This window comes from Vibrio jasicida 090810c (assembly GCF_002887615.1).
GTDB classification, from domain to species: domain Bacteria; phylum Pseudomonadota; class Gammaproteobacteria; order Enterobacterales; family Vibrionaceae; genus Vibrio; species Vibrio jasicida.
The window spans coordinates 2,436,294-2,462,007 of the sequence record NZ_CP025792.1 but is presented as its reverse complement, the minus strand read 5'-3'; the positions used below and the strand labels follow the sequence as shown (position 1 = coordinate 2,462,007).

Genomic DNA, 25,714 nt, shown 5'->3' with positions numbered 1-25,714 from the left:
AAAAGGCTTAGTCAGCAATGGCTAAGCCTTTTTTATTAGCTTCAAGCTCCTGGCACTTCAGCTCTTCCAAACGCTTCTCCCTCACCCTGTACAAACATTAGTCAAGTCTGATGCTTTGAACTGTGATCAGTATTGATTGTGAACTCAATACAAACAGATATAATCAACAACTTACATTGGATAAAGGAACTAACCTCATGATTTACAAAGAAAGGGACGATTGGCTTCATGCCATTTTGAATACCCTCCCTGATCATGTCTTTATCCTCAATGAGCAAGGCCGCTATATCGAAAGTTTCGGTGGTACTTACCATTCAAAACACTTCAATGCACAAAGCTACACCAACCTCACGTTAAACGATGTTTTATCGCCGAGTAAAGCCGCTGAGTTAATCGGTTATATTAACGATGTGCTTCGCTCTAACGAGCCTAAGGTCGTCAAATACAGTATGGCTCTGCAAGACCACCTTTTAATGCCAATAGAAGAACTAGAAGCATTAGAGAACCCAGAAGAAACGTGGTTTGAAGCGATCATTCAACCCGTAGAAAGCATTCAAGGTGATGAAAACTTGGTGATTTGGTCCGTGCGTGATGTCACCAAAACGCATCTGCTAGAAAGGCGCCTCAAAGAGCTCTCAGAGACAGATGAATTAACAGGTGTGTTGAATCGCCGAGCATTTTTAACCAGCCTAGATAGGTCTCTGAGCTCGCATTCGCATCCATCTCAAACCCTAACTTGCGTTATGATTGATATTGATCACTTCAAAGAGATCAACGATCAGGTTGGGCACTTCTCCGGCGATCAAGTGATCAATCATGTGGCCAAGATTTGCCAACGTGCAATTCGTGGAACTGACTTTATTGGTCGTTTAGGAGGGGAAGAATTTGCCGTGATCCTAACCAACACCAGCGCAATACAAGCCCATGAGATAGCAGAAAGGATCAGACAAGCGATCCAAAACGCGCCATGCAAAATAGATGGTATCGAAATCAGTACAACGGTTAGCATTGGTATCGCGGAGTATGACGGGCAAGTATTGAGCGCAAAAGAACTTATGATTAACGCAGATAAAGCCATGTATTACTCAAAACATTCAGGCCGTAATCAAGTAACACTTCATCATGCTAGTATCCCTGACATCAAATTACAGCATTCAACAAACTTAAGAATCCAAAAGGTTTCCTAACCCTTCAGCTTTATCATCCATACCTTACACTAACTTATCCACGCCTCCCTCAACACGCTCACACGCAGCTCTTATGCTTAAATCTAGTATGGAACCAGACAAGCTCAATATGTTTTAACAACAAGCTTAAGGCTGTTCTAGAGTGATATTGCGAGAGGCTAGGTAGTGCGTTAGCACTATCTCATGATAAATATAGTAAACAGGAAAGATATACAGACTTTAGAAAGTGATGTGCCTTTATAGAGGAGTTCTCAAATTTACTTTGCTCCAAATGCAAAAAAGCCCACTCTTTCGAGTGGGCTTCTTCAAATTTAAAGCCTGGCGATGTCCTACTCTCACATGGGGAAACCCCACACTACCATCGGCGCTAATTCGTTTCACTTCTGAGTTCGGAATGGAAGTCAGGTGGGTCCAAATCGCTATGGTCGCCAAGCAAATTCTTTAATCTGGAAAACTGATTTTAAGTTCTATTTATACACATTCAATGTTCTTACATTGAGTCCATCAAAACCCCTTGGGTGTTGTATGGTTAAGCCTCACGGGCAATTAGTACAGGTTAGCTCAACGCCTCACAACGCTTACACACCCTGCCTATCAACGTTCTAGTCTCGAACAACCCTTTAGGATACTTAAAGTATCAGGGAAGACTCATCTCAGGGCTCGCTTCCCGCTTAGATGCTTTCAGCGGTTATCGATTCCGAACTTAGCTACCGGGCAATGCGTCTGGCGACACAACCCGAACACCAGAGGTTCGTCCACTCCGGTCCTCTCGTACTAGGAGCAGCCCCCTTCAATCTTCCAACGCCCACGGCAGATAGGGACCGAACTGTCTCACGACGTTCTAAACCCAGCTCGCGTACCACTTTAAATGGCGAACAGCCATACCCTTGGGACCGACTTCAGCCCCAGGATGTGATGAGCCGACATCGAGGTGCCAAACACCGCCGTCGATATGAACTCTTGGGCGGTATCAGCCTGTTATCCCCGGAGTACCTTTTATCCGTTGAGCGATGGCCCTTCCATACAGAACCACCGGATCACTATGACCTGCTTTCGCACCTGCTCGAATTGTCATTCTCGCAGTCAAGCGGGCTTATGCCATTGCACTAACCTCACGATGTCCAACCGTGATTAGCCCACCTTCGTGCTCCTCCGTTACTCTTTGGGAGGAGACCGCCCCAGTCAAACTACCCACCAGGCACTGTCCGCAACCCCGATAAGGGGTCGACGTTAGAACATCAACACTACAAGGGTGGTATTTCAAGGACGGCTCCACACAATCTAGCGACTGTGCTTCAAAGCCTCCCACCTATCCTACACATGTAGGGTCAATGTTCAGTGCCAAGCTGTAGTAAAGGTTCACGGGGTCTTTCCGTCTAGCCGCGGGTACACTGCATCTTCACAGCGATTTCAATTTCACTGAGTCTCGGGTGGAGACAGCGTGGCCATCATTACGCCATTCGTGCAGGTCGGAACTTACCCGACAAGGAATTTCGCTACCTTAGGACCGTTATAGTTACGGCCGCCGTTTACCGGGGCTTCGATCAAGAGCTTCGACCGAAGTCTAACCCCATCAATTAACCTTCCGGCACCGGGCAGGCGTCACACCGTATACGTCATCTTACGATTTTGCACAGTGCTGTGTTTTTAATAAACAGTTGCAGCCACCTGGTATCTGCGACTCTCGTCAGCTCCATCCGCGAGGGACTTCACCATCAAGAGCGTACCTTCTCCCGAAGTTACGGTACCATTTTGCCTAGTTCCTTCACCCGAGTTCTCTCAAGCGCCTTGGTATTCTCTACCCGACCACCTGTGTCGGTTTGGGGTACGATTCCTTACAATCTGAAGCTTAGAGGCTTTTCCTGGAAGCATGGCATCAATGACTTCACTACCGTAGTAGCTCGACGTCGTGTCTCAGCCTTAAGAAGAGCCGGATTTACCTAACTCTTCAGCCTACGCACTTGAACCTGGACAACCGTCGCCAGGCCCACCTAGCCTTCTCCGTCCCCCCATCGCAATTGTAAGAAGTACGGGAATATTAACCCGTTTCCCATCGACTACGCCTTTCGGCCTCGCCTTAGGGGTCGACTTACCCTGCCCCGATTAACGTTGGACAGGAACCCTTGGTCTTCCGGCGAGGAGGTTTTTCACCCCCTTTATCGTTACTCATGTCAGCATTCGCACTTCTGATACCTCCAGCATGCTTTACAACACACCTTCAACGGCTTACAGAACGCTCCCCTACCCAATGAAGTAAACTTCATTGCCGCAGCTTCGGTTTATTACTTAGCCCCGTTACATCTTCCGCGCAGGCCGACTCGACCAGTGAGCTATTACGCTTTCTTTAAATGATGGCTGCTTCTAAGCCAACATCCTGGCTGTCTGAGCCTTCCCACATCGTTTCCCACTTAGTAATAATTTGGGACCTTAGCTGGCGGTCTGGGTTGTTTCCCTCTCCACGACGGACGTTAGCACCCGCCGTGTGTCTCCCGGATAGTACTTACTGGTATTCGGAGTTTGCAAAGGGTTGGTAAGTCGGGATGACCCCCTAGCCTTAACAGTGCTCTACCCCCAGTAGTATTCGTCCGAGGCGCTACCTAAATAGCTTTCGGGGAGAACCAGCTATCTCCAGGTTTGATTGGCCTTTCACCCCTAGCCACAAGTCATCCGCTAATTTTTCAACATTAGTCGGTTCGGTCCTCCAATTGATGTTACTCAATCTTCAACCTGCCCATGGCTAGATCACCTGGTTTCGGGTCTATATCCAGCGACTAAGTCGCGCAGTTAACACTCGCTTTCGCTACGGCTCCCCTAGATGGTTAACCTTGCCACTGAATATAAGTCGCTGACCCATTATACAAAAGGTACGCAGTCACACCACGAAGGTGCTCCTACTGCTTGTACGTACACGGTTTCAGGTTCTATTTCACTCCCCTCACAGGGGTTCTTTTCGCCTTTCCCTCACGGTACTGGTTCACTATCGGTCAGTCAGTAGTATTTAGCCTTGGAGGATGGTCCCCCCATATTCAGACAGGATATCACGTGTCCCGCCCTACTCGATTTCACTGAATGTGCGTTGTCAACTACGGGGCTATCACCCTTTATTGCCGGACTTTCCAGACCGTTCGTCTAACGCATATAAAGCTTAAGGGCTAGTCCAATTTCGCTCGCCGCTACTTTCGGAATCTCGGTTGATTTCTTTTCCTCGGGGTACTTAGATGTTTCAGTTCCCCCGGTTCGCCTCGCTGCGCTATGTATTCACGCAGCGATACTAGCTTATGCTAGTGGGTTTCCCCATTCGGAAATCCCAGACTCAAGTGGTTTTTACTACCTAATCTGGGCTTATCGCAAGTTAATACGTCCTTCATCGCCTCTGACTGCCAAGGCATCCACCGTGTACGCTTAGTCACTTAACCATACAACCCGAAGGAGTTTCGAGTTGATAATCAAATCACCAAAGTTGTCTCTCATTATTTGAATGAGCGAGAGACATTTCGATTTTGCCGGACTCAATTTCGAATAATCACTTAAAAGTGATATTCCCAAGAACACTTGAATGTGTTTTTTGGTGTTTGTCATAAAGACAAACATTGAGAACTTTACAAACAATCTTAAAGATTGTTTTGTCAGCTTTCCAAATTGTTAAAGAGCTAGATTTTCTGATGAAAACCATTTTTAAAGATTCTTTTTCAAGAACACTTAAAGATGGTGGAGCTATGCGGGATCGAACCGCAGACCTCCTGCGTGCAAGGCAGGCGCTCTCCCAGCTGAGCTATAGCCCCATCAAGGTGTCGATACTGCATACCAATTTCAAAAGAAATTGGTGGGTCTGAGTGGACTCGAACCACCGACCTCTCGCTTATCAGGCGAACGCTCTAACCACCTGAGCTACAGACCCAGTATCGTCTCTTACTTATAAACCGTATCAATCTGTGTGGACACTCATCGTGAGTAATCATCGTATAAGGAGGTGATCCAGCGCCAGGTTCCCCTAGCGCTACCTTGTTACGACTTCACCCCAGTCATGAACCACAAAGTGGTAAGCGTCCTCCCGAAGGTTAAACTACCTACTTCTTTTGCAGCCCACTCCCATGGTGTGACGGGCGGTGTGTACAAGGCCCGGGAACGTATTCACCGTGGCATTCTGATCCACGATTACTAGCGATTCCGACTTCATGGAGTCGAGTTGCAGACTCCAATCCGGACTACGACGCACTTTTTGGGATTCGCTCACTATCGCTAGCTTGCTGCCCTCTGTATGCGCCATTGTAGCACGTGTGTAGCCCTACTCGTAAGGGCCATGATGACTTGACGTCGTCCCCACCTTCCTCCGGTTTATCACCGGCAGTCTCCCTGGAGTTCCCGACATTACTCGCTGGCAAACAAGGATAAGGGTTGCGCTCGTTGCGGGACTTAACCCAACATTTCACAACACGAGCTGACGACAGCCATGCAGCACCTGTCTCAGAGTTCCCGAAGGCACCAATCCATCTCTGGAAAGTTCTCTGGATGTCAAGAGTAGGTAAGGTTCTTCGCGTTGCATCGAATTAAACCACATGCTCCACCGCTTGTGCGGGCCCCCGTCAATTCATTTGAGTTTTAATCTTGCGACCGTACTCCCCAGGCGGTCTACTTAACGCGTTAGCTCCGAAAGCCACGGCTCAAGGCCACAACCTCCAAGTAGACATCGTTTACGGCGTGGACTACCAGGGTATCTAATCCTGTTTGCTCCCCACGCTTTCGCATCTGAGTGTCAGTATCTGTCCAGGGGGCCGCCTTCGCCACCGGTATTCCTTCAGATCTCTACGCATTTCACCGCTACACCTGAAATTCTACCCCCCTCTACAGTACTCTAGTCTGCCAGTTTCAAATGCTATTCCGAGGTTGAGCCCCGGGCTTTCACATCTGACTTAACAAACCACCTGCATGCGCTTTACGCCCAGTAATTCCGATTAACGCTCGCACCCTCCGTATTACCGCGGCTGCTGGCACGGAGTTAGCCGGTGCTTCTTCTGTCGCTAACGTCAAATGATAGTGCTATTAACACTACCACCTTCCTCACGACTGAAAGTGCTTTACAACCCGAAGGCCTTCTTCACACACGCGGCATGGCTGCATCAGGCTTGCGCCCATTGTGCAATATTCCCCACTGCTGCCTCCCGTAGGAGTCTGGACCGTGTCTCAGTTCCAGTGTGGCTGATCATCCTCTCAGACCAGCTAGGGATCGTCGCCTTGGTGAGCCATTACCTCACCAACTAGCTAATCCCACCTAGGCATATCCTGACGCGAGAGGCCCGAAGGTCCCCCTCTTTGGCCCGTAGGCATTATGCGGTATTAGCCATCGTTTCCAATGGTTATCCCCCACATCAGGGCAATTTCCTAGGCATTACTCACCCGTCCGCCGCTCGACGCCGTTATCGTTCCCCGAAGGTTCAGATAACTCGTTTCCGCTCGACTTGCATGTGTTAGGCCTGCCGCCAGCGTTCAATCTGAGCCATGATCAAACTCTTCAATTTAAGATTTTGTTCGGCTCAACGAATACTGACTTCAAAACTCATCCTTACTCGAAAGTAAGAAGTAATTTTAAAGCTATTATCATTCCAACAGAATGATAATGAATTGACTGTGCCAAGTCCGAAGACTTGATTGGTCACTCAGTTCATTGAAACCTAATTTGAAACCGAAGTTTCTAATTGGATTATCATCAACGAGTGCCCACACAGATTGATAGGTCTATATTGTTAAAGAGCTTGGCTTTCAGTGCCTTAGCACTTAAGCGAGGTGCGTATAATACGCCTTTCACTTTGAAAGTCAACATAAAACTCTAAAATAATTTAGAACCTTATGGTGACTTGCTTATTAAATAAGCAAGTGCGAAATAAAGCCTGGCGATGTCCTACTCTCACATGGGGAAACCCCACACTACCATCGGCGCTAATTCGTTTCACTTCTGAGTTCGGAATGGAAGTCAGGTGGGTCCAAATCGCTATGGTCGCCAAGCAAATTCTTTAATCTGGAAAACTGATTTTAAGTTCTATTTATACACATTCAATCGTTCTTGCATTGAGTCCATCAAAACCCCTTGGGTGTTGTATGGTTAAGCCTCACGGGCAATTAGTACAGGTTAGCTCAACGCCTCACAACGCTTACACACCCTGCCTATCAACGTTCTAGTCTCGAACAACCCTTTAGGATACTTAAAGTATCAGGGAAGACTCATCTCAGGGCTCGCTTCCCGCTTAGATGCTTTCAGCGGTTATCGATTCCGAACTTAGCTACCGGGCAATGCGTCTGGCGACACAACCCGAACACCAGAGGTTCGTCCACTCCGGTCCTCTCGTACTAGGAGCAGCCCCCTTCAATCTTCCAACGCCCACGGCAGATAGGGACCGAACTGTCTCACGACGTTCTAAACCCAGCTCGCGTACCACTTTAAATGGCGAACAGCCATACCCTTGGGACCGACTTCAGCCCCAGGATGTGATGAGCCGACATCGAGGTGCCAAACACCGCCGTCGATATGAACTCTTGGGCGGTATCAGCCTGTTATCCCCGGAGTACCTTTTATCCGTTGAGCGATGGCCCTTCCATACAGAACCACCGGATCACTATGACCTGCTTTCGCACCTGCTCGAATTGTCATTCTCGCAGTCAAGCGGGCTTATGCCATTGCACTAACCTCACGATGTCCAACCGTGATTAGCCCACCTTCGTGCTCCTCCGTTACTCTTTGGGAGGAGACCGCCCCAGTCAAACTACCCACCAGGCACTGTCCGCAACCCCGATAAGGGGTCGACGTTAGAACATCAACACTACAAGGGTGGTATTTCAAGGACGGCTCCACACAATCTAGCGACTGTGCTTCAAAGCCTCCCACCTATCCTACACATGTAGGGTCAATGTTCAGTGCCAAGCTGTAGTAAAGGTTCACGGGGTCTTTCCGTCTAGCCGCGGGTACACTGCATCTTCACAGCGATTTCAATTTCACTGAGTCTCGGGTGGAGACAGCGTGGCCATCATTACGCCATTCGTGCAGGTCGGAACTTACCCGACAAGGAATTTCGCTACCTTAGGACCGTTATAGTTACGGCCGCCGTTTACCGGGGCTTCGATCAAGAGCTTCGACCGAAGTCTAACCCCATCAATTAACCTTCCGGCACCGGGCAGGCGTCACACCGTATACGTCATCTTACGATTTTGCACAGTGCTGTGTTTTTAATAAACAGTTGCAGCCACCTGGTATCTGCGACTCTCGTCAGCTCCATCCGCGAGGGACTTCACCATCAAGAGCGTACCTTCTCCCGAAGTTACGGTACCATTTTGCCTAGTTCCTTCACCCGAGTTCTCTCAAGCGCCTTGGTATTCTCTACCCGACCACCTGTGTCGGTTTGGGGTACGATTCCTTACAATCTGAAGCTTAGAGGCTTTTCCTGGAAGCATGGCATCAATGACTTCACTACCGTAGTAGCTCGACGTCGTGTCTCAGCCTTAAGAAGAGCCGGATTTACCTAACTCTTCAGCCTACGCACTTGAACCTGGACAACCGTCGCCAGGCCCACCTAGCCTTCTCCGTCCCCCCATCGCAATTGTAAGAAGTACGGGAATATTAACCCGTTTCCCATCGACTACGCCTTTCGGCCTCGCCTTAGGGGTCGACTTACCCTGCCCCGATTAACGTTGGACAGGAACCCTTGGTCTTCCGGCGAGGAGGTTTTTCACCCCCTTTATCGTTACTCATGTCAGCATTCGCACTTCTGATACCTCCAGCATGCTTTACAACACACCTTCAACGGCTTACAGAACGCTCCCCTACCCAATGAAGTAAAACTTCATTGCCGCAGCTTCGGTTTATTACTTAGCCCCGTTACATCTTCCGCGCAGGCCGACTCGACCAGTGAGCTATTACGCTTTCTTTAAATGATGGCTGCTTCTAAGCCAACATCCTGGCTGTCTGAGCCTTCCCACATCGTTTCCCACTTAGTAATAATTTGGGACCTTAGCTGGCGGTCTGGGTTGTTTCCCTCTCCACGACGGACGTTAGCACCCGCCGTGTGTCTCCCGGATAGTACTTACTGGTATTCGGAGTTTGCAAAGGGTTGGTAAGTCGGGATGACCCCCTAGCCTTAACAGTGCTCTACCCCCAGTAGTATTCGTCCGAGGCGCTACCTAAATAGCTTTCGGGGAGAACCAGCTATCTCCAGGTTTGATTGGCCTTTCACCCCTAGCCACAAGTCATCCGCTAATTTTTCAACATTAGTCGGTTCGGTCCTCCAATTGATGTTACTCAATCTTCAACCTGCCCATGGCTAGATCACCTGGTTTCGGGTCTATATCCAGAGACTAAGTCGCGCAGTTAACACTCGCTTTCGCTACGGCTCCCCTAGATGGTTAACCTTGCCACTGAATATAAGTCGCTGACCCATTATACAAAAGGTACGCAGTCACACCACGAAGGTGCTCCTACTGCTTGTACGTACACGGTTTCAGGTTCTATTTCACTCCCCTCACAGGGGTTCTTTTCGCCTTTCCCTCACGGTACTGGTTCACTATCGGTCAGTCAGTAGTATTTAGCCTTGGAGGATGGTCCCCCCATATTCAGACAGGATATCACGTGTCCCGCCCTACTCGATTTCACTGAATGTGCGTTGTCAACTACGGGGCTATCACCCTTTATTGCCGGACTTTCCAGACCGTTCGTCTAACGCATATAAAGCTTAAGGGCTAGTCCAATTTCGCTCGCCGCTACTTTCGGAATCTCGGTTGATTTCTTTTCCTCGGGGTACTTAGATGTTTCAGTTCCCCCGGTTCGCCTCGCTGCGCTATGTATTCACGCAGCGATACTAGCTTATGCTAGTGGGTTTCCCCATTCGGAAATCCCAGACTCAAGTGGTTTTTACTACCTAATCTGGGCTTATCGCAAGTTAATACGTCCTTCATCGCCTCTGACTGCCAAGGCATCCACCGTGTACGCTTAGTCACTTAACCATACAACCCGAAGGAGTTTCGAGTTGATAATCAAATCACCAAAGTTGTCTCTCATTATTTGAATGAGCGAGAGACATTTCGATTTTGCCGGACTCAATTTCGAATAATCACTTTAAAAGTGATATTCCCAAGAACACTTGAATGTGTTTTTTGGTGTTTGTCATAAAGACAAACATTGAGAACTTTACAAGTAATCTTAAAGATTACTTTGTCAGCTTTCCAAATTGTTAAAGAGCAAATCACTTCCTAAGAAGTTCATTTTCTAAAGACTTTCAGAGTCGAAGATTCTAACCACATACGTCTTACTGAAGTGGTTTGGAATTCCTATCCAAAAATACTTAGAGAATGGTGGGCGATACCGGGCTCGAACCAGTGACCCCCTGCTTGTAAGGCAGGTGCTCTCCCAACTGAGCTAATCGCCCACATTATTTTTTCATTCTCGTGGAGAGAATGGTGGGTCGTGCAGGATTCGAACCTGCGACCAATTGATTAAAAGTCAACTGCTCTACCAACTGAGCTAACGACCCAATGGTATCCCGTAGGGGAGTCGAACCCCTGTTACCGCCGTGAAAGGGCGGTGTCCTAGGCCTCTAGACGAACGGGACACTGGATTGAAGATATTGGGATATCTTCGTCTCTTTTACTTATAAACCGTATCAATCTGTGTGGACACTCATCGTGAGTAATCATCGTATAAGGAGGTGATCCAGCGCCAGGTTCCCCTAGCGCTACCTTGTTACGACTTCACCCCAGTCATGAACCACAAAGTGGTAAGCGTCCTCCCGAAGGTTAAACTACCTACTTCTTTTGCAGCCCACTCCCATGGTGTGACGGGCGGTGTGTACAAGGCCCGGGAACGTATTCACCGTGGCATTCTGATCCACGATTACTAGCGATTCCGACTTCATGGAGTCGAGTTGCAGACTCCAATCCGGACTACGACGCACTTTTTGGGATTCGCTCACTATCGCTAGCTTGCTGCCCTCTGTATGCGCCATTGTAGCACGTGTGTAGCCCTACTCGTAAGGGCCATGATGACTTGACGTCGTCCCCACCTTCCTCCGGTTTATCACCGGCAGTCTCCCTGGAGTTCCCGACATTACTCGCTGGCAAACAAGGATAAGGGTTGCGCTCGTTGCGGGACTTAACCCAACATTTCACAACACGAGCTGACGACAGCCATGCAGCACCTGTCTCAGAGTTCCCGAAGGCACCAATCCATCTCTGGAAAGTTCTCTGGATGTCAAGAGTAGGTAAGGTTCTTCGCGTTGCATCGAATTAAACCACATGCTCCACCGCTTGTGCGGGCCCCCGTCAATTCATTTGAGTTTTAATCTTGCGACCGTACTCCCCAGGCGGTCTACTTAACGCGTTAGCTCCGAAAGCCACGGCTCAAGGCCACAACCTCCAAGTAGACATCGTTTACGGCGTGGACTACCAGGGTATCTAATCCTGTTTGCTCCCCACGCTTTCGCATCTGAGTGTCAGTATCTGTCCAGAGGGCCGCCTTCGCCACCGGTATTCCTTCAGATCTCTACGCATTTCACCGCTACACCTGAAATTCTACCCCCCTCTACAGTACTCTAGTCTGCCAGTTTCAAATGCTATTCCGAGGTTGAGCCCCGGGCTTTCACATCTGACTTAACAAACCACCTGCATGCGCTTTACGCCCAGTAATTCCGATTAACGCTCGCACCCTCCGTATTACCGCGGCTGCTGGCACGGAGTTAGCCGGTGCTTCTTCTGTCGCTAACGTCAAATGATAGTGCTATTAACACTACCACCTTCCTCACGACTGAAAGTGCTTTACAACCCGAAGGCCTTCTTCACACACGCGGCATGGCTGCATCAGGCTTGCGCCCATTGTGCAATATTCCCCACTGCTGCCTCCCGTAGGAGTCTGGACCGTGTCTCAGTTCCAGTGTGGCTGATCATCCTCTCAGACCAGCTAGGGATCGTCGCCTTGGTGAGCCATTACCTCACCAACTAGCTAATCCCACCTAGGCATATCCTGACGCGAGAGGCCCGAAGGTCCCCCTCTTTGGCCCGTAGGCATTATGCGGTATTAGCCATCGTTTCCAATGGTTATCCCCCACATCAGGGCAATTTCCTAGGCATTACTCACCCGTCCGCCGCTCGACGCCCTTAACGTTCCCCGAAGGTTCAGTTAAGTCGTTTCCGCTCGACTTGCATGTGTTAGGCCTGCCGCCAGCGTTCAATCTGAGCCATGATCAAACTCTTCAATTTAAGATTTTGTTCGGCTCAACGAATACTGACTTCAAAACTCATCCTTACTCGAAAGTAAGAAGTAATTTTAAAGCTATTACCATTCCAACAGAATGATAATGAATTGACTGTGCCAAGTCCGAAGACTTGATTGGTCACTCAGTTCATTGAAACCTAATTTGAAACCGAAGTTTCTAATTGGATTATCATCAACGAGTGCCCACACAGATTGATAGGTCTATATTGTTAAAGAGCTTGGCTTTCAGTGCCTTAGCACTTAAGCGAGGTGCGTATAATACGCCTTTCACTTTGAAAGTCAACATAAAACTCTAAAATAATTTAGAACCTTATGGTGACTTGCTTATTAAATAAGCAAGTGCGAAATAAAGCCTGGCGATGTCCTACTCTCACATGGGGAAGCCCCACACTACCATCGGCGCTAATTCGTTTCACTTCTGAGTTCGGAATGGAAGTCAGGTGGGTCCAAATCGCTATGGTCGCCAAGCAAATTCTTTAATCTGGAAAACTGATTTTAAGTTCTATTTATACACATTCAATCGTTCTTGCATTGAGTCCATCAAAACCCCTTGGGTGTTGTATGGTTAAGCCTCACGGGCAATTAGTACAGGTTAGCTCAACGCCTCACAACGCTTACACACCCTGCCTATCAACGTTCTAGTCTCGAACAACCCTTTAGGATACTTAAAGTATCAGGGAAGACTCATCTCAGGGCTCGCTTCCCGCTTAGATGCTTTCAGCGGTTATCGATTCCGAACTTAGCTACCGGGCAATGCGTCTGGCGACACAACCCGAACACCAGAGGTTCGTCCACTCCGGTCCTCTCGTACTAGGAGCAGCCCCCTTCAATCTTCCAACGCCCACGGCAGATAGGGACCGAACTGTCTCACGACGTTCTAAACCCAGCTCGCGTACCACTTTAAATGGCGAACAGCCATACCCTTGGGACCGACTTCAGCCCCAGGATGTGATGAGCCGACATCGAGGTGCCAAACACCGCCGTCGATATGAACTCTTGGGCGGTATCAGCCTGTTATCCCCGGAGTACCTTTTATCCGTTGAGCGATGGCCCTTCCATACAGAACCACCGGATCACTATGACCTGCTTTCGCACCTGCTCGAATTGTCATTCTCGCAGTCAAGCGGGCTTATGCCATTGCACTAACCTCACGATGTCCAACCGTGATTAGCCCACCTTCGTGCTCCTCCGTTACTCTTTGGGAGGAGACCGCCCCAGTCAAACTACCCACCAGGCACTGTCCGCAACCCCGATAAGGGGTCGACGTTAGAACATCAACACTACAAGGGTGGTATTTCAAGGACGGCTCCACACAATCTAGCGACTGTGCTTCAAAGCCTCCCACCTATCCTACACATGTAGGGTCAATGTTCAGTGCCAAGCTGTAGTAAAGGTTCACGGGGTCTTTCCGTCTAGCCGCGGGTACACTGCATCTTCACAGCGATTTCAATTTCACTGAGTCTCGGGTGGAGACAGCGTGGCCATCATTACGCCATTCGTGCAGGTCGGAACTTACCCGACAAGGAATTTCGCTACCTTAGGACCGTTATAGTTACGGCCGCCGTTTACCGGGGCTTCGATCAAGAGCTTCGACCGAAGTCTAACCCCATCAATTAACCTTCCGGCACCGGGCAGGCGTCACACCGTATACGTCATCTTACGATTTTGCACAGTGCTGTGTTTTTAATAAACAGTTGCAGCCACCTGGTATCTGCGACTCTCGTCAGCTCCATCCGCGAGGGACTTCACCATCAAGAGCGTACCTTCTCCCGAAGTTACGGTACCATTTTGCCTAGTTCCTTCACCCGAGTTCTCTCAAGCGCCTTGGTATTCTCTACCCGACCACCTGTGTCGGTTTGGGGTACGATTCCTTACAATCTGAAGCTTAGAGGCTTTTCCTGGAAGCATGGCATCAATGACTTCACTACCGTAGTAGCTCGACGTCGTGTCTCAGCCTTAAGAAGAGCCGGATTTACCTAACTCTTCAGCCTACGCACTTGAACCTGGACAACCGTCGCCAGGCCCACCTAGCCTTCTCCGTCCCCCCATCGCAATTGTAAGAAGTACGGGAATATTAACCCGTTTCCCATCGACTACGCCTTTCGGCCTCGCCTTAGGGGTCGACTTACCCTGCCCCGATTAACGTTGGACAGGAACCCTTGGTCTTCCGGCGAGGAGGTTTTTCACCCCCTTTATCGTTACTCATGTCAGCATTCGCACTTCTGATACCTCCAGCATGCTTTACAACACACCTTCAACGGCTTACAGAACGCTCCCCTACCCAATGAAGTAAAACTTCATTGCCGCAGCTTCGGTTTATTACTTAGCCCCGTTACATCTTCCGCGCAGGCCGACTCGACCAGTGAGCTATTACGCTTTCTTTAAATGATGGCTGCTTCTAAGCCAACATCCTGGCTGTCTGAGCCTTCCCACATCGTTTCCCACTTAGTAATAATTTGGGACCTTAGCTGGCGGTCTGGGTTGTTTCCCTCTCCACGACGGACGTTAGCACCCGCCGTGTGTCTCCCGGATAGTACTTACTGGTATTCGGAGTTTGCAAAGGGTTGGTAAGTCGGGATGACCCCCTAGCCTTAACAGTGCTCTACCCCCAGTAGTATTCGTCCGAGGCGCTACCTAAATAGCTTTCGGGGAGAACCAGCTATCTCCAGGTTTGATTGGCCTTTCACCCCTAGCCACAAGTCATCCGCTAATTTTTCAACATTAGTCGGTTCGGTCCTCCAATTGATGTTACTCAATCTTCAACCTGCCCATGGCTAGATCACCTGGTTTCGGGTCTATATCCAGAGACTAAGTCGCGCAGTTAACACTCGCTTTCGCTACGGCTCCCCTAGATGGTTAACCTTGCCACTGAATATAAGTCGCTGACCCATTATACAAAAGGTACGCAGTCACACCACGAAGGTGCTCCTACTGCTTGTACGTACACGGTTTCAGGTTCTATTTCACTCCCCTCACAGGGGTTCTTTTCGCCTTTCCCTCACGGTACTGGTTCACTATCGGTCAGTCAGTAGTATTTAGCCTTGGAGGATGGTCCCCCCATATTCAGACAGGATATCACGTGTCCCGCCCTACTCGATTTCACTGAATGTGCGTTGTCAACTACGGGGCTATCACCCTTTATTGCCGGACTTTCCAGACCGTTCGTCTAACGCATATAAAGCTTAAGGGCTAGTCCAATTTCGCTCGCCGCTACTTTCGGAATCTCGGTTGATTTCTTTTCCTCGGGGTACTTAGATGTTTCAGTTCCCCCGGTTCGCCTCGCTGCGCTATGTATTCACGCAGCGATACTAGCTTATGCTAGTGGGTTTCCCCATTCGGAAATCCCAGACTCAAGTGGTTTTTACTACCTAATCTGGGCTTATCGCAAGTTAATACGTCCTTCATCGCCTCTGACTGCCAAGGCATCCACCGTGTACGCTTAGTCACTTAACCATACAACCCGAAGGAGTTTCGAGTTGATAATCAAATCACCAAAGTTGTCTCTCATTATTTGAATGAGCGAGAGACATTTCGATTTTGCCGGACTCAATTTCGAATAATCACTTTAAAAGTGATATTCCCAAGAACACTTGAATGTGTTTTTTGGTGTTTGTCATAAAGACAAACATTGAGAACTTTACAAGTAATCTTAAAGATTACTTTGTCAGCTTTCCAAATTGTTAAAGAGCTATCTTAGCTACAAGCTTGCGCTTGTGAACTATCAATCTGTGTGGACACTCATCGTGAGTAATCATCGTATAAGGAGGTGATCCAGCGCCAGGTTCCCCTAGCGCTACCTTGTTACGACTTCACCCCAGTCATGAACCACAAAGTGGTAAGCGTCCTCCCGAAGGTTAAACTACCTACTTCTTTTGCAGCCCACTCCCATGGTGTGACGGGCGGTGTGTACAAGGCCCGGGAACGTATTCACCGTGGCATTCTGATCCACGATTACTAGCGATTCCGACTTCATGGAGTCGAGTTGCAGACTCCAATCCGGACTACGACGCACTTTTTGGGATTCGCTCACTATCGCTAGCTTGCTGCCCTCTGTATGCGCCATTGTAGCACGTGTGTAGCCCTACTCGTAAGGGCCATGATGACTTGACGTCGTCCCCACCTTCCTCCGGTTTATCACCGGCAGTCTCCCTGGAGTTCCCGACATTACTCGCTGGCAAACAAGGATAAGGGTTGCGCTCGTTGCGGGACTTAACCCAACATTTCACAACACGAGCTGACGACAGCCATGCAGCACCTGTCTCAGAGTTCCCGAAGGCACCAATTCATCTCTGAAAAGTTCTCTGGATGTCAAGAGTAGGTAAGGTTCTTCGCGTTGCATCGAATTAAACCACATGCTCCACCGCTTGTGCGGGCCCCCGTCAATTCATTTGAGTTTTAATCTTGCGACCGTACTCCCCAGGCGGTCTACTTAACGCGTTAGCTCCGAAAGCCACGGCTCAAGGCCACAACCTCCAAGTAGACATCGTTTACGGCGTGGACTACCAGGGTATCTAATCCTGTTTGCTCCCCACGCTTTCGCATCTGAGTGTCAGTATCTGTCCAGGGGGCCGCCTTCGCCACCGGTATTCCTTCAGATCTCTACGCATTTCACCGCTACACCTGAAATTCTACCCCCCTCTACAGTACTCTAGTCTGCCAGTTTCAAATGCTATTCCGAGGTTGAGCCCCGGGCTTTCACATCTGACTTAACAAACCACCTGCATGCGCTTTACGCCCAGTAATTCCGATTAACGCTCGCACCCTCCGTATTACCGCGGCTGCTGGCACGGAGTTAGCCGGTGCTTCTTCTGTCGCTAACGTCAAATGATAGTGCTATTAACACTACCACCTTCCTCACGACTGAAAGTGCTTTACAACCCGAAGGCCTTCTTCACACACGCGGCATGGCTGCATCAGGCTTGCGCCCATTGTGCAATATTCCCCACTGCTGCCTCCCGTAGGAGTCTGGACCGTGTCTCAGTTCCAGTGTGGCTGATCATCCTCTCAGACCAGCTAGGGATCGTCGCCTTGGTGAGCCATTACCTCACCAACTAGCTAATCCCACCTAGGCATATCCTGACGCGAGAGGCCCGAAGGTCCCCCTCTTTGGCCCGTAGGCATCATGCGGTATTAGCCATCGTTTCCAATGGTTATCCCCCACATCAGGGCAATTTCCTAGGCATTACTCACCCGTCCGCCGCTCGACGCCCTTAACGTTCCCCGAAGGTTCAGTTAAGTCGTTTCCGCTCGACTTGCATGTGTTAGGCCTGCCGCCAGCGTTCAATCTGAGCCATGATCAAACTCTTCAATTTAAGATTTTGTTCGGCTCAACGAATACTGACTTCAAAACTCATCCTTACTCGAAAGTAAGAAGTAATTTTAAAGCTATTACCATTCCAACAGAATGATAATGAATTGACTGTGCCAAGTCCGAAGACTTGATTGGTCACTCAGTTCATTGAAACCTAATTTGATACCGAGGTATCTAATTGGATTATCATCAACGAGTGCCCACACAGATTGATAGGTTCTTATTTTTAAAGAGCTTTTCTAACATTTTCAGCAACTTAGTTGCTCGTCGTTAGGGGTGCGTATCTTACTTCACACCGTGAGAGAGTCAAGCATTTTTTTCAAATTCTTTTTTCTCTCTTCCCGACTCGCCGTGTGACTTTCGTCTCACTCCGTGTCGGTGGATGCGCAGTATAGGGAATTCAGAAATGAGCGCAACCCCTTTTTTTTAAAAAAACGCCCAACCGAACAAACAATGAACAGATCGTATAGATACAAGACACTTTGACCCCTATTTAGCTAAAATTTAGGGGCACCAAGCCTTAATAGAAGAGGTCTAACTATGTTCTTCTTTCTGAAACTACCCTAGTTTCGACATCGCCTCTCTTAAATAAACCTCTTTTTCTTAGCTATTAACTTGTTTCGACCAAGGTCTATTGAGCTAAAAATCGATTTTTGATTCAGATCACTGCACTCTATCACATATCGATCAAGAATGATTATCGTTATCATCAAATGGAGAGATACACATGAAAGCCGCAGTTGTTAGTGAATTTAAAGGTCCACTCATCATTCAAGACATTCCTCTACCTAACGTTAAGCCTCGTGATGTACTCGTCAAAGTTCATGCCTGCGGGGTTTGTCATACCGATTTACACGCTTGCCACGGCGATTGGCCTGTGAAACCTAAGATGCCTCTCGTACCTGGCCATGAGGGAGTGGGAGAAATAGTCGAGGTCGGTAGTGAGATACACCATCTTAAAGCTGGTGATCGTGTTGGCGTGCCTTGGCTATATAGTGCGTGTGGTCATTGCGACTATTGCTTGGAAGGGCAAGAGACACTTTGTTTAGATCAACATAACGCTGGTTATTCCGTTGATGGCGGCTATGCAGAGTTCTGTCTTGCTCACGGTGATTACGTAGTGAAAATTCCAAAGGGCTTAAGCTATGTCGATGCAGCTCCCCTCTTCTGTGCCGGCGTTACCACTTATAAGGCACTCAAAGTAACAGATGTAAAACCAGGTCAATGGGTGGCAATTGTCGGTGCAGGTGGTTTAGGTCATTTAGCCATTCAATATGCAGCAGCAATGGGCATGAATGTTATTGCTGTAGATACTGGTGACGAGAAACTCGCACTAGCTAAAAGTTTAGGTGCGCAACACACCATCGACTTTATGAAAGAAAAGCCTTCTGAGCGTATTAAAGCCATAACCAATGGCGGCGTACACGGTGTTGTGTGTACTGCGGTATCCAAGCCAGCATTCCAAGAGGCTTATCACTCTATACGTCGCGGCGGTGCATGTGTGCTTGTCGGCTTACCACCAGAAGAAATGCCAATCCCTATCTTTGATACTGTTCTTAATGGAGTGAAGGTCATTGGCTCTATTGTCGGCACACGCAAAGACTTGCAAGAGTGCTTACAGTTCGCCGCAGATGGAAAGGTAAGGGCGATTACTGAAGTCAAACAGCTAGAAGATATCAATGACATCTTTGCTGACATGGAGAAAGGTGAAATTAATGGCCGTATCGTAATGGAGTTCGCCTGATTTGGCTGTTGGTATCTTTCCTCTATATATACTTCTATATAGATAGCAAAAAAGAGCGGCACTTTCATGCTGCTCTTTTGGTCTTTGCTTTTTATTTGGGGTACTTCAGGTGAAGTCTTGGAAAATTGTTTCTTCTATATATAGAAGAAAAGATCAGAGCATCCTTGCCCTTCTCTTTACGACAGATTAGTTAAGGGTATATCTAAATGTCGTTATTGTTCGATGACGCATTGAGCTCGTAAGAGTGGAGCATGCTTGCATTCCCAATGGCGTCATCTTCGAGAGGAACTTAGTTCTTCAATACTTTTACGGTGTAGCTACCATCTTTTTGTTGGTATAGACCGTGGATGTCGGTTTCGAAACCTGGGTAATGCGCACCGATCTCACAAAGCATCTCTAGGAAGTCCAGCACAGGGCGCGACTCTTGAGTCACCATTTCACCAGGAAGTACTAGTGGCACACCTGGAGGGTAAGGAAGGATCATGTTCGCACTTACGCGGCCAACCATTTCTTCCAGTTTGATTTCTTCGATGTTGCCACGAAGCTCTTCTTGCCATGCTGCGTGTGGTGTTACTTTCATTTCTGGAAGTACATCGAACGCTTTGTACATTAGCTCTGGTAGGTTGTATTTCTTAGTTAGGTCATGAATTGCTTGTGCTAGTTCTTGAACGCGCATGCCGTCATAGAAGCTTGGATCTTCGTTGTATAGCGAAGGTAGGAAGCTCTTGATGGTTAGGTTCAAGTCGTAGCCACGTTTAAATTCAGTTAGACCGCGTAGCAATTGCATTGCTTTTGATTTGTCGATACCGATTGAGAATAGGAACAACAAGTTGTATGGACCTGTTTTCTCTACCACGATGCCGCGCTCATCTAGGAATTTAGCCACCAGCGAAGCAGGAATGCCTGATTCTTCTAGTTCGCCTTCTTTGTTCATCCCCGGAGTCAGTAGCGTTACTTTGATTGGGTCAAGATACATGTGGTTGTCATCCATGTTCTTGAAGCCGTGCCATGTGTCGCTAGGGTCTAGTTTCCAACATTCTGTGGTATCGATGCTTTCTGGTTGCCATACATCGAAGAACCAGCTGTCGCTTTCTGCTTCTAGGCGTTTGATCTCTTTACGGAAGCGGATTGCGCGATCGATAGAGTCTTGCATCAACTTCTTACCAGTGTTGCCGCGCATCATTGCCGCTGCAGTTTCAGTAGAAGCAACAATGCCGTACTGAGGTGAAGTTGAAGTGTGCATCATGAATGCTTCGTTGAAAGATTCTTTATCAAAGTCACCTTTCACGTGAATCATTGAAGCTTGTGAGAACGCTGCCAACAGTTTGTGTGTTGATTGTGTTTCGTAGAACACTTTGCCTGGCATCGCTTCACCACTCATACCACATTTACCTTCGTAAATTGGGTTGAAGTTAGTGTAAGGCACCCAAGCACTGTCGAAGTGGATATGTTTACAATCTAGCGACTCTTTGATGAATTGTGTGTTGTACAACAAGCCATCGTAAGTTGAGTTAGTCACTACCGCGTAAGTTGGTGCTGTTGCACCTGGTGTTTTCGCCACTTTCTCTGCAATGACATCGCGGCTGAATTCGCTTTGTGGAATACCACCAAGGATGCCGTATGCGTTACGAGTTGGGCGGAAGTAGATTGGTGTCACGTCGCTCATCATCATTAGGTGAGTCAGAGATTTGTGACAGTTACGGTCAATCAGTACTGTGCTGCCCGCAGGTGCTGAGTACATACCAACGATTTTGTTCGATGTAGACGTACCGTTAGTTACGATGTACGAGCTGTCTGCATTGAATGTGCGTGCGATGTATTCTTCTGCATCTTTATGTGGACCTGAGTGGTCTAGTAGAGAACCTAGCTCAGGCATTGAGATTGATACGTCCGCTTTAAATGTGTTTGGACCGTAAAAATCGTAGAAGATGCTACCAGCAGGGCTTTTCTGGAATGCAGTACCACCCATGTGACCTGGAGTACAGAAGGTGTATTTACCTTCTTCTACGTATTTGAATAGTGCTTTAGTGAATGGAGGCATGATGGCATCTTTGTATGCCTCAGTCGCTTGGTTGATTTTGATAGCGATGTCGTCAGCCATACCCAAAGCGTACTCGAAGAAGCTCACGTTTAGACGTAGGTCTGTTAGTGAAATGTCTAGAGTAGACTGTTCGTTAGCAAATGCGTGAACAGGTAGTTTTTCGTTGATTTGGCTGATTCGTTCACATAGCTCTAGTGAGTATTTATCCCAGTCGAACAGCACGCCGCAAATGCGTGGGTTCATCTCAATCATTTTGATCAAGTCTTTATCATCTACTGGGTAAACCACTTCGTAGCCCGCTTTCTCAAGAGCAGCGTGAAGTTGACGAACTGGCTCTTCTTTAAAGAACACACCCATGTGGTTCAAGATAGCGAATATATTCATTTGGACATCTCCAAGGCGAATGAGGGCGCTCTTTGCCATTTACAGGCAATGAGTAAGGTGAGCGCCGCGTGAATTTGGGGTTTATGGGCTGGCACCGTAGTGCCAGCGTTTGGGGATTAGTTGCTTGCTTGGGCAGGCATATCGTCAGCGTGCATTTTCACGTACTGAGCAAGACCTGCTTTTTTGCTGTAGAACATCAAGATAACTAGAGAAACGATGAAGGTTGCTGTTAGCGTACCGCCCTCTGCACCCGCTAGTGCGATGAAGCAGAACAGACAAGCCACACCAGAGAACAGCATTACGAAGCCGTTACGTGTTGTCATACCTTCGAAGCGGATCAAGTTAATGCTTGAGTAGAAGTAAGGCAGCATAGTTAGTAGCACTGCGTCAGTCGTTAGCTGGTTGAATAGGTCTGATGCGTGTGCTGTTTTAGAGCTGAAGAACATCAGTACAACCATCAGTGCAGTCATCTTGATTGACGCAAGGATTAGACCTTTCTTAGGCACACCGTTTTTGTCAGTTTCACCGTAGATTTTAGGGAAGTTACCATCGCTCGCAGCACGTTTACCCGCTTCACCTACTAGCATCATCCAAGAACCTAGCGAAGTGAAACATGCTAGCGCTGTGAATGCTGATACAAATGGTGCTGTCCAGCTACCGAATAGCTCAGTGGTTGCTAGTGCAAATGGCGCACCTGATGCCGCAACTTCTGACGCAGGGAACATGCCGCTGATCATTTGAGTTGAGAGGATGTAAATCACACCCGCGATACCAGTACCTAACATAGTTGCTAGTGGTACAGTGCGTTTAGGATTTTCTACCATACCAGTCGATACCGCTGCTGATTCCACACCTACGAATGACCATAGACAGATAAGAACCGCTGTTACTACCGCGTGGCTGTCAGTACCTGCTGATACGTTCCAGTTTTGGCTGTAAAGCGCAGTATCGAAGTGCGTCCAACCAAATGCAGCTGTACCAACAACTGGGATAAGGATAAGAACTAGACCAAGCGTACATAGACGGCTTACCCAGCTACCACCAAGTAGGTTGACGAAAGTGAAGATCCATACCGATGCAATCGTCGCAATACCTGCTGGGATTGGGTTATTGAGCACAGGGAAGAATACTGAAAGGTAAGAAACACCTGTAATGGCAATAGCCAGGTTACCAATCCAGTTCGCGTGGTAATAAAGAACGCCCGTTTGGAAACCAAATACCGGAGACACTTCGCCAGCATAAGCGATTGGACCACCTTCTTGTGGGTTTTTGGTTGCCAGACGAGCGTAAACGAACGCCAGACTCAGTGCACCGACCAAACAGATCAGCCAACTGAAGATTGAAACAGAGCCTACAGAGGCAAGACTAGAAGGTAATAGTGCGATACCACTACCCATCATGTTACCGGCTACGACACCCGTACAGGCAATAAGGCCGATTTTTTTCGCATTCGATGACATAACATCTCCAAATCTATTCTACTCGAGTCAACATGACTCAAACTGAATGGTTATTAGCGAGATGCTATGAGGAAGAACCTGCTCGACCTCGCTAAATTTCGAAGTGAAGACTACGCCCAAAAACTGGGAAAAAAATAAACTTGGGGTTATCAATAAAACAATTAGCCCATCGGTATAAAGTTGAGATAAACCTGATAAACTAAAAAACATAAAGCTATCATATACAGTAACTTAAGATAAAAAACTAAAGCGCTCATGTCGAAAAGGTAAAAACATCAACCTCAACAAATTTTCCATCAACCTTATCAACCGCTATCAACATCAAGCTATCCCTATCCTGATTACCCAAACTGTTGATGCAGACTTTTCCTACCCTTATTGACCAATTGACTTACATCAAACTTCCCCTCCTCTTTTACTCAACGATGCATAAGTACAAGCGTTATTAAGCATAAACAACTGCGTTTTCGTGACCGGTTTTAAATATGCAAGGCTAAGGCCGAAACCCAAAAAGTTCGATATAAAGCTGCGCTAGACAAGAGGTAAGAAGTAAGAAGTAGAATGCCAAGGTGGCGAGAATAGAGAATGAAAAGCCCTCTCCTCTTATTATAACAAGCGTCATTAGTAGAAATAGAGGTAAGAAGTACACAAGAGGCAGATATAAAAAAGCCCCTCACCGAAATGAAGGGCTAAGTATCTTACTTATCAAGAGCTGGTTTATTACAGCATACGCACTACAGAAGGGTGAACTGCGCGATACATGGCGTAATCAATCGCCTTCATGTTACTTGGAAAAACCAAGTTCTCACACAGTAAGTAGGTCTCTACGGATGTATCAATATAGAAGGCTTCGCTATAGGACTCACTTGCCCAATCCAAATCACCATCCAATTCAGCATGTTTGCCTCGAATCACGTAAGACAAAACCGAGTCTCTCACCTCTAGCGCTTGATTCAAATGACGTTTCGCTAGTTCAATATCCCCAATAATGGTTTCATGCAAAGCCAAGGCTTCGTAGATACGAGGCTGAATCGGACCGACCATCATCTTCGCGTTCGCTTCTAGCTTATCACTTAACTGTTGTACTCTTCCCTTTCTTAATTCCAAAGCAGGATCTAGCGCTTTTTGCACATGGTAAGCTATTAGCAATTCCGATTGCACATAAGCATTGTCCGGTTCAATCTCTAGAATCTTCTCCATAAGGTCAATGCCGTGCTGGAATTGGTCGGAGTCTGATACATTTAAATAATGGTTGGCTTGAACGAATAACTCAAGCGCGTCTGGGTTCATTGGCATTCCTGCCACCAGCACTTTTGATTTGAGTTTTGCATCAGGTACTTTAAGCACTCGCATCAAATCCAAAGAGGCTTGCTGCAAAACGGTTTTTAAATGGCTGCTAGTTAAAGCATATTGACGGCTGAACAACACCTTTTCTGAAGAGTTATTGCGGTATTCCACTTCTAAGAAGCTGCCACCACCATTCTCTCGAACTCGCACCACCACCGATTTGCCCGGAACAATACCATTAGTGAATGACGCCTTCTTGAGCATCACTCGGTAATCACTCACCTGAGCGATATCTGCCATGAGTTTCTGAGCAAAGCCGTCGGCCAAGTCGTAACTCAACCCGCCTTTATTGAAATCATCTTGGAACTTAAACTCGATAAGGTGGGTATCAATGGCTTGTGTAATACGCACTTCCGATTGCTTATAAGTAAACACCCCCATCACGACCACCAAGATACTGATCCAGATGAAGTTCATAAAGCCTAATCGCCAAGGGCTAATTTTGTTGGGTTTACGCGGTGCTTTTTTCTCTTTCGACATCTCGCATACAGCACGAGTTAAAGGACCTGCTGGAAATGTCATAGCCGGAGCGGGAAGTTCAGATGCTTCTTCTTCCATATCGTCAATGACAGGAGGAAGTTCATCAGTGCCACAATGACGAGCAGCAAGAAACTCATCATGCGATAGCGGTGCCACATTCGCCACCAGCTTGTAACCGCGCTTAGGCACAGTGATCACGTAGCTGATGTTTTCTTCTCGACCATCACGCAGTAGCTTACGCAATTCAAAAATCGATTGAGTGACGACTTGATCCGTCACAATCGCACCAGCCCAAACATATTGGATCAGCTCTTCGCGATTGAAAACTTCACTCGCGTGTTCAGCAAGGAAATGCAGCAGATTAATTAAGCGTGGTTCAACGGTAACTTCCCTGTCTTGTCGATACAGCTTATTTTCATCAACGCTCAAAACCCAATCATTGATTTGAAAATAGACTCCAACCATGTATGAAAACTCTCGTATCTGATAGACAGCGTCGCTTTAGGAATAGG

Annotated in this window: 5 protein-coding genes, 5 tRNA genes and 9 rRNA genes; 2 read left to right on the top strand and 17 right to left on the bottom strand. The window is 47.8% G+C overall.

The window, feature by feature from the left end:
• Positions 1 to 197: 197 nt before the first annotated feature.
• Positions 198 to 1,187, top strand: coding sequence for a sensor domain-containing diguanylate cyclase (locus C1S73_RS11710; protein WP_038870924.1), 990 nt, complete (start codon positions 198 to 200; stop codon positions 1,185 to 1,187).
• 316 nt (positions 1,188 to 1,503) lie between these two features.
• On the opposite strand, the gene rrf (C1S73_RS11705) is transcribed toward C1S73_RS11710, so the two are convergent.
• The 14 genes from rrf (C1S73_RS11705) to C1S73_RS11640 form a co-directional block, all read right to left on the bottom strand.
• Positions 1,504 to 1,620 (bottom strand): 5S ribosomal RNA (rrf, locus tag C1S73_RS11705).
• Positions 1,621 to 1,712: 92 nt separating this feature from the next.
• Positions 1,713 to 4,603 (bottom strand): 23S ribosomal RNA (locus tag C1S73_RS11700).
• A gap of 290 nt (positions 4,604 to 4,893) precedes the next feature.
• Positions 4,894 to 4,969 (bottom strand) — tRNA-Ala (locus C1S73_RS11695).
• A gap of 39 nt (positions 4,970 to 5,008) precedes the next feature.
• Positions 5,009 to 5,085, bottom strand: a tRNA-Ile gene (locus C1S73_RS11690).
• A 65-nt stretch (positions 5,086 to 5,150) separates the two neighbouring features.
• A 16S ribosomal RNA gene (locus C1S73_RS11685) occupies positions 5,151 to 6,703 on the bottom strand.
• A gap of 367 nt (positions 6,704 to 7,070) precedes the next feature.
• Positions 7,071 to 7,187, bottom strand: a 5S ribosomal RNA gene (gene rrf, locus C1S73_RS11680).
• Positions 7,188 to 7,280: 93 nt separating this feature from the next.
• A 23S ribosomal RNA gene (locus tag C1S73_RS11675) occupies positions 7,281 to 10,172 on the bottom strand.
• A gap of 346 nt (positions 10,173 to 10,518) precedes the next feature.
• A tRNA-Val gene (locus C1S73_RS11670) sits at positions 10,519 to 10,594 on the bottom strand.
• Positions 10,595 to 10,623: 29 nt separating this feature from the next.
• Positions 10,624 to 10,699, bottom strand: a tRNA-Lys gene (locus C1S73_RS11665).
• Positions 10,700 to 10,701: 2 nt separating this feature from the next.
• A tRNA-Glu gene (locus C1S73_RS11660) sits at positions 10,702 to 10,777 on the bottom strand.
• Positions 10,778 to 10,866: 89 nt separating this feature from the next.
• A 16S ribosomal RNA gene (locus C1S73_RS11655) occupies positions 10,867 to 12,419 on the bottom strand.
• Between the two features lie 367 nt (positions 12,420 to 12,786).
• A 5S ribosomal RNA gene (rrf, locus tag C1S73_RS11650) occupies positions 12,787 to 12,903 on the bottom strand.
• Between the two features lie 93 nt (positions 12,904 to 12,996).
• Positions 12,997 to 15,888, bottom strand: a 23S ribosomal RNA gene (locus tag C1S73_RS11645).
• A 306-nt stretch (positions 15,889 to 16,194) separates the two neighbouring features.
• Positions 16,195 to 17,747 (bottom strand): 16S ribosomal RNA (locus tag C1S73_RS11640).
• The 16S, 23S and 5S rRNA genes sit together here with 5 tRNA genes alongside, the layout of an rRNA operon.
• Before the next feature lie 726 nt (positions 17,748 to 18,473).
• Here C1S73_RS11640 and adhP point away from each other — a divergent pair.
• Positions 18,474 to 19,490, top strand: a complete 1,017-nt coding sequence (adhP, locus tag C1S73_RS11630; protein WP_038873385.1) for an alcohol dehydrogenase AdhP — start codon at positions 18,474 to 18,476, stop codon at positions 19,488 to 19,490.
• A gap of 289 nt (positions 19,491 to 19,779) precedes the next feature.
• Here adhP and C1S73_RS11625 read toward each other — a convergent pair whose 3' ends face one another.
• The 3 genes from C1S73_RS11625 to cadC form a co-directional block, all read right to left on the bottom strand.
• Entirely contained in the window at positions 19,780 to 21,915 is a 2,136-nt protein-coding gene (locus tag C1S73_RS11625; protein WP_038873388.1) for a lysine decarboxylase CadA, read from the bottom strand.
• A 116-nt stretch (positions 21,916 to 22,031) separates the two neighbouring features.
• Positions 22,032 to 23,375, bottom strand: a complete 1,344-nt coding sequence (gene cadB / locus C1S73_RS11620) for a cadaverine/lysine antiporter (RefSeq protein ID WP_017821792.1) — start codon at positions 23,373 to 23,375, stop codon at positions 22,032 to 22,034.
• 720 nt (positions 23,376 to 24,095) lie between these two features.
• A complete protein-coding gene (gene cadC, locus C1S73_RS11610) occupies positions 24,096 to 25,667 on the bottom strand; it encodes a lysine decarboxylation/transport transcriptional activator CadC (protein WP_038873394.1) in 1,572 nt (523 codons plus the stop codon).
• Positions 25,668 to 25,714: the final 47 nt, after the last annotated feature.

What these genes read in the sequence shown, in the direction of transcription:
- C1S73_RS11710 (WP_038870924.1), top strand. Translation starts at nt 198, where the DNA reads ATGATTTACAAAGAAAGGGACGATTGGCTTCATGCCATTTTGAATACC.
- adhP (WP_038873385.1), top strand. Translation starts at nt 18,474, where the DNA reads ATGAAAGCCGCAGTTGTTAGTGAATTTAAAGGTCCACTCATCATTCAA.
- C1S73_RS11625 (WP_038873388.1), bottom strand. Translation starts at nt 21,915, where the DNA reads ATGAATATATTCGCTATCTTGAACCACATGGGTGTGTTCTTTAAAGAA.
- cadB (WP_017821792.1), bottom strand. Translation starts at nt 23,375, where the DNA reads ATGTCATCGAATGCGAAAAAAATCGGCCTTATTGCCTGTACGGGTGTC.
- cadC (WP_038873394.1), bottom strand. Translation starts at nt 25,667, where the DNA reads ATGGTTGGAGTCTATTTTCAAATCAATGATTGGGTTTTGAGCGTTGAT.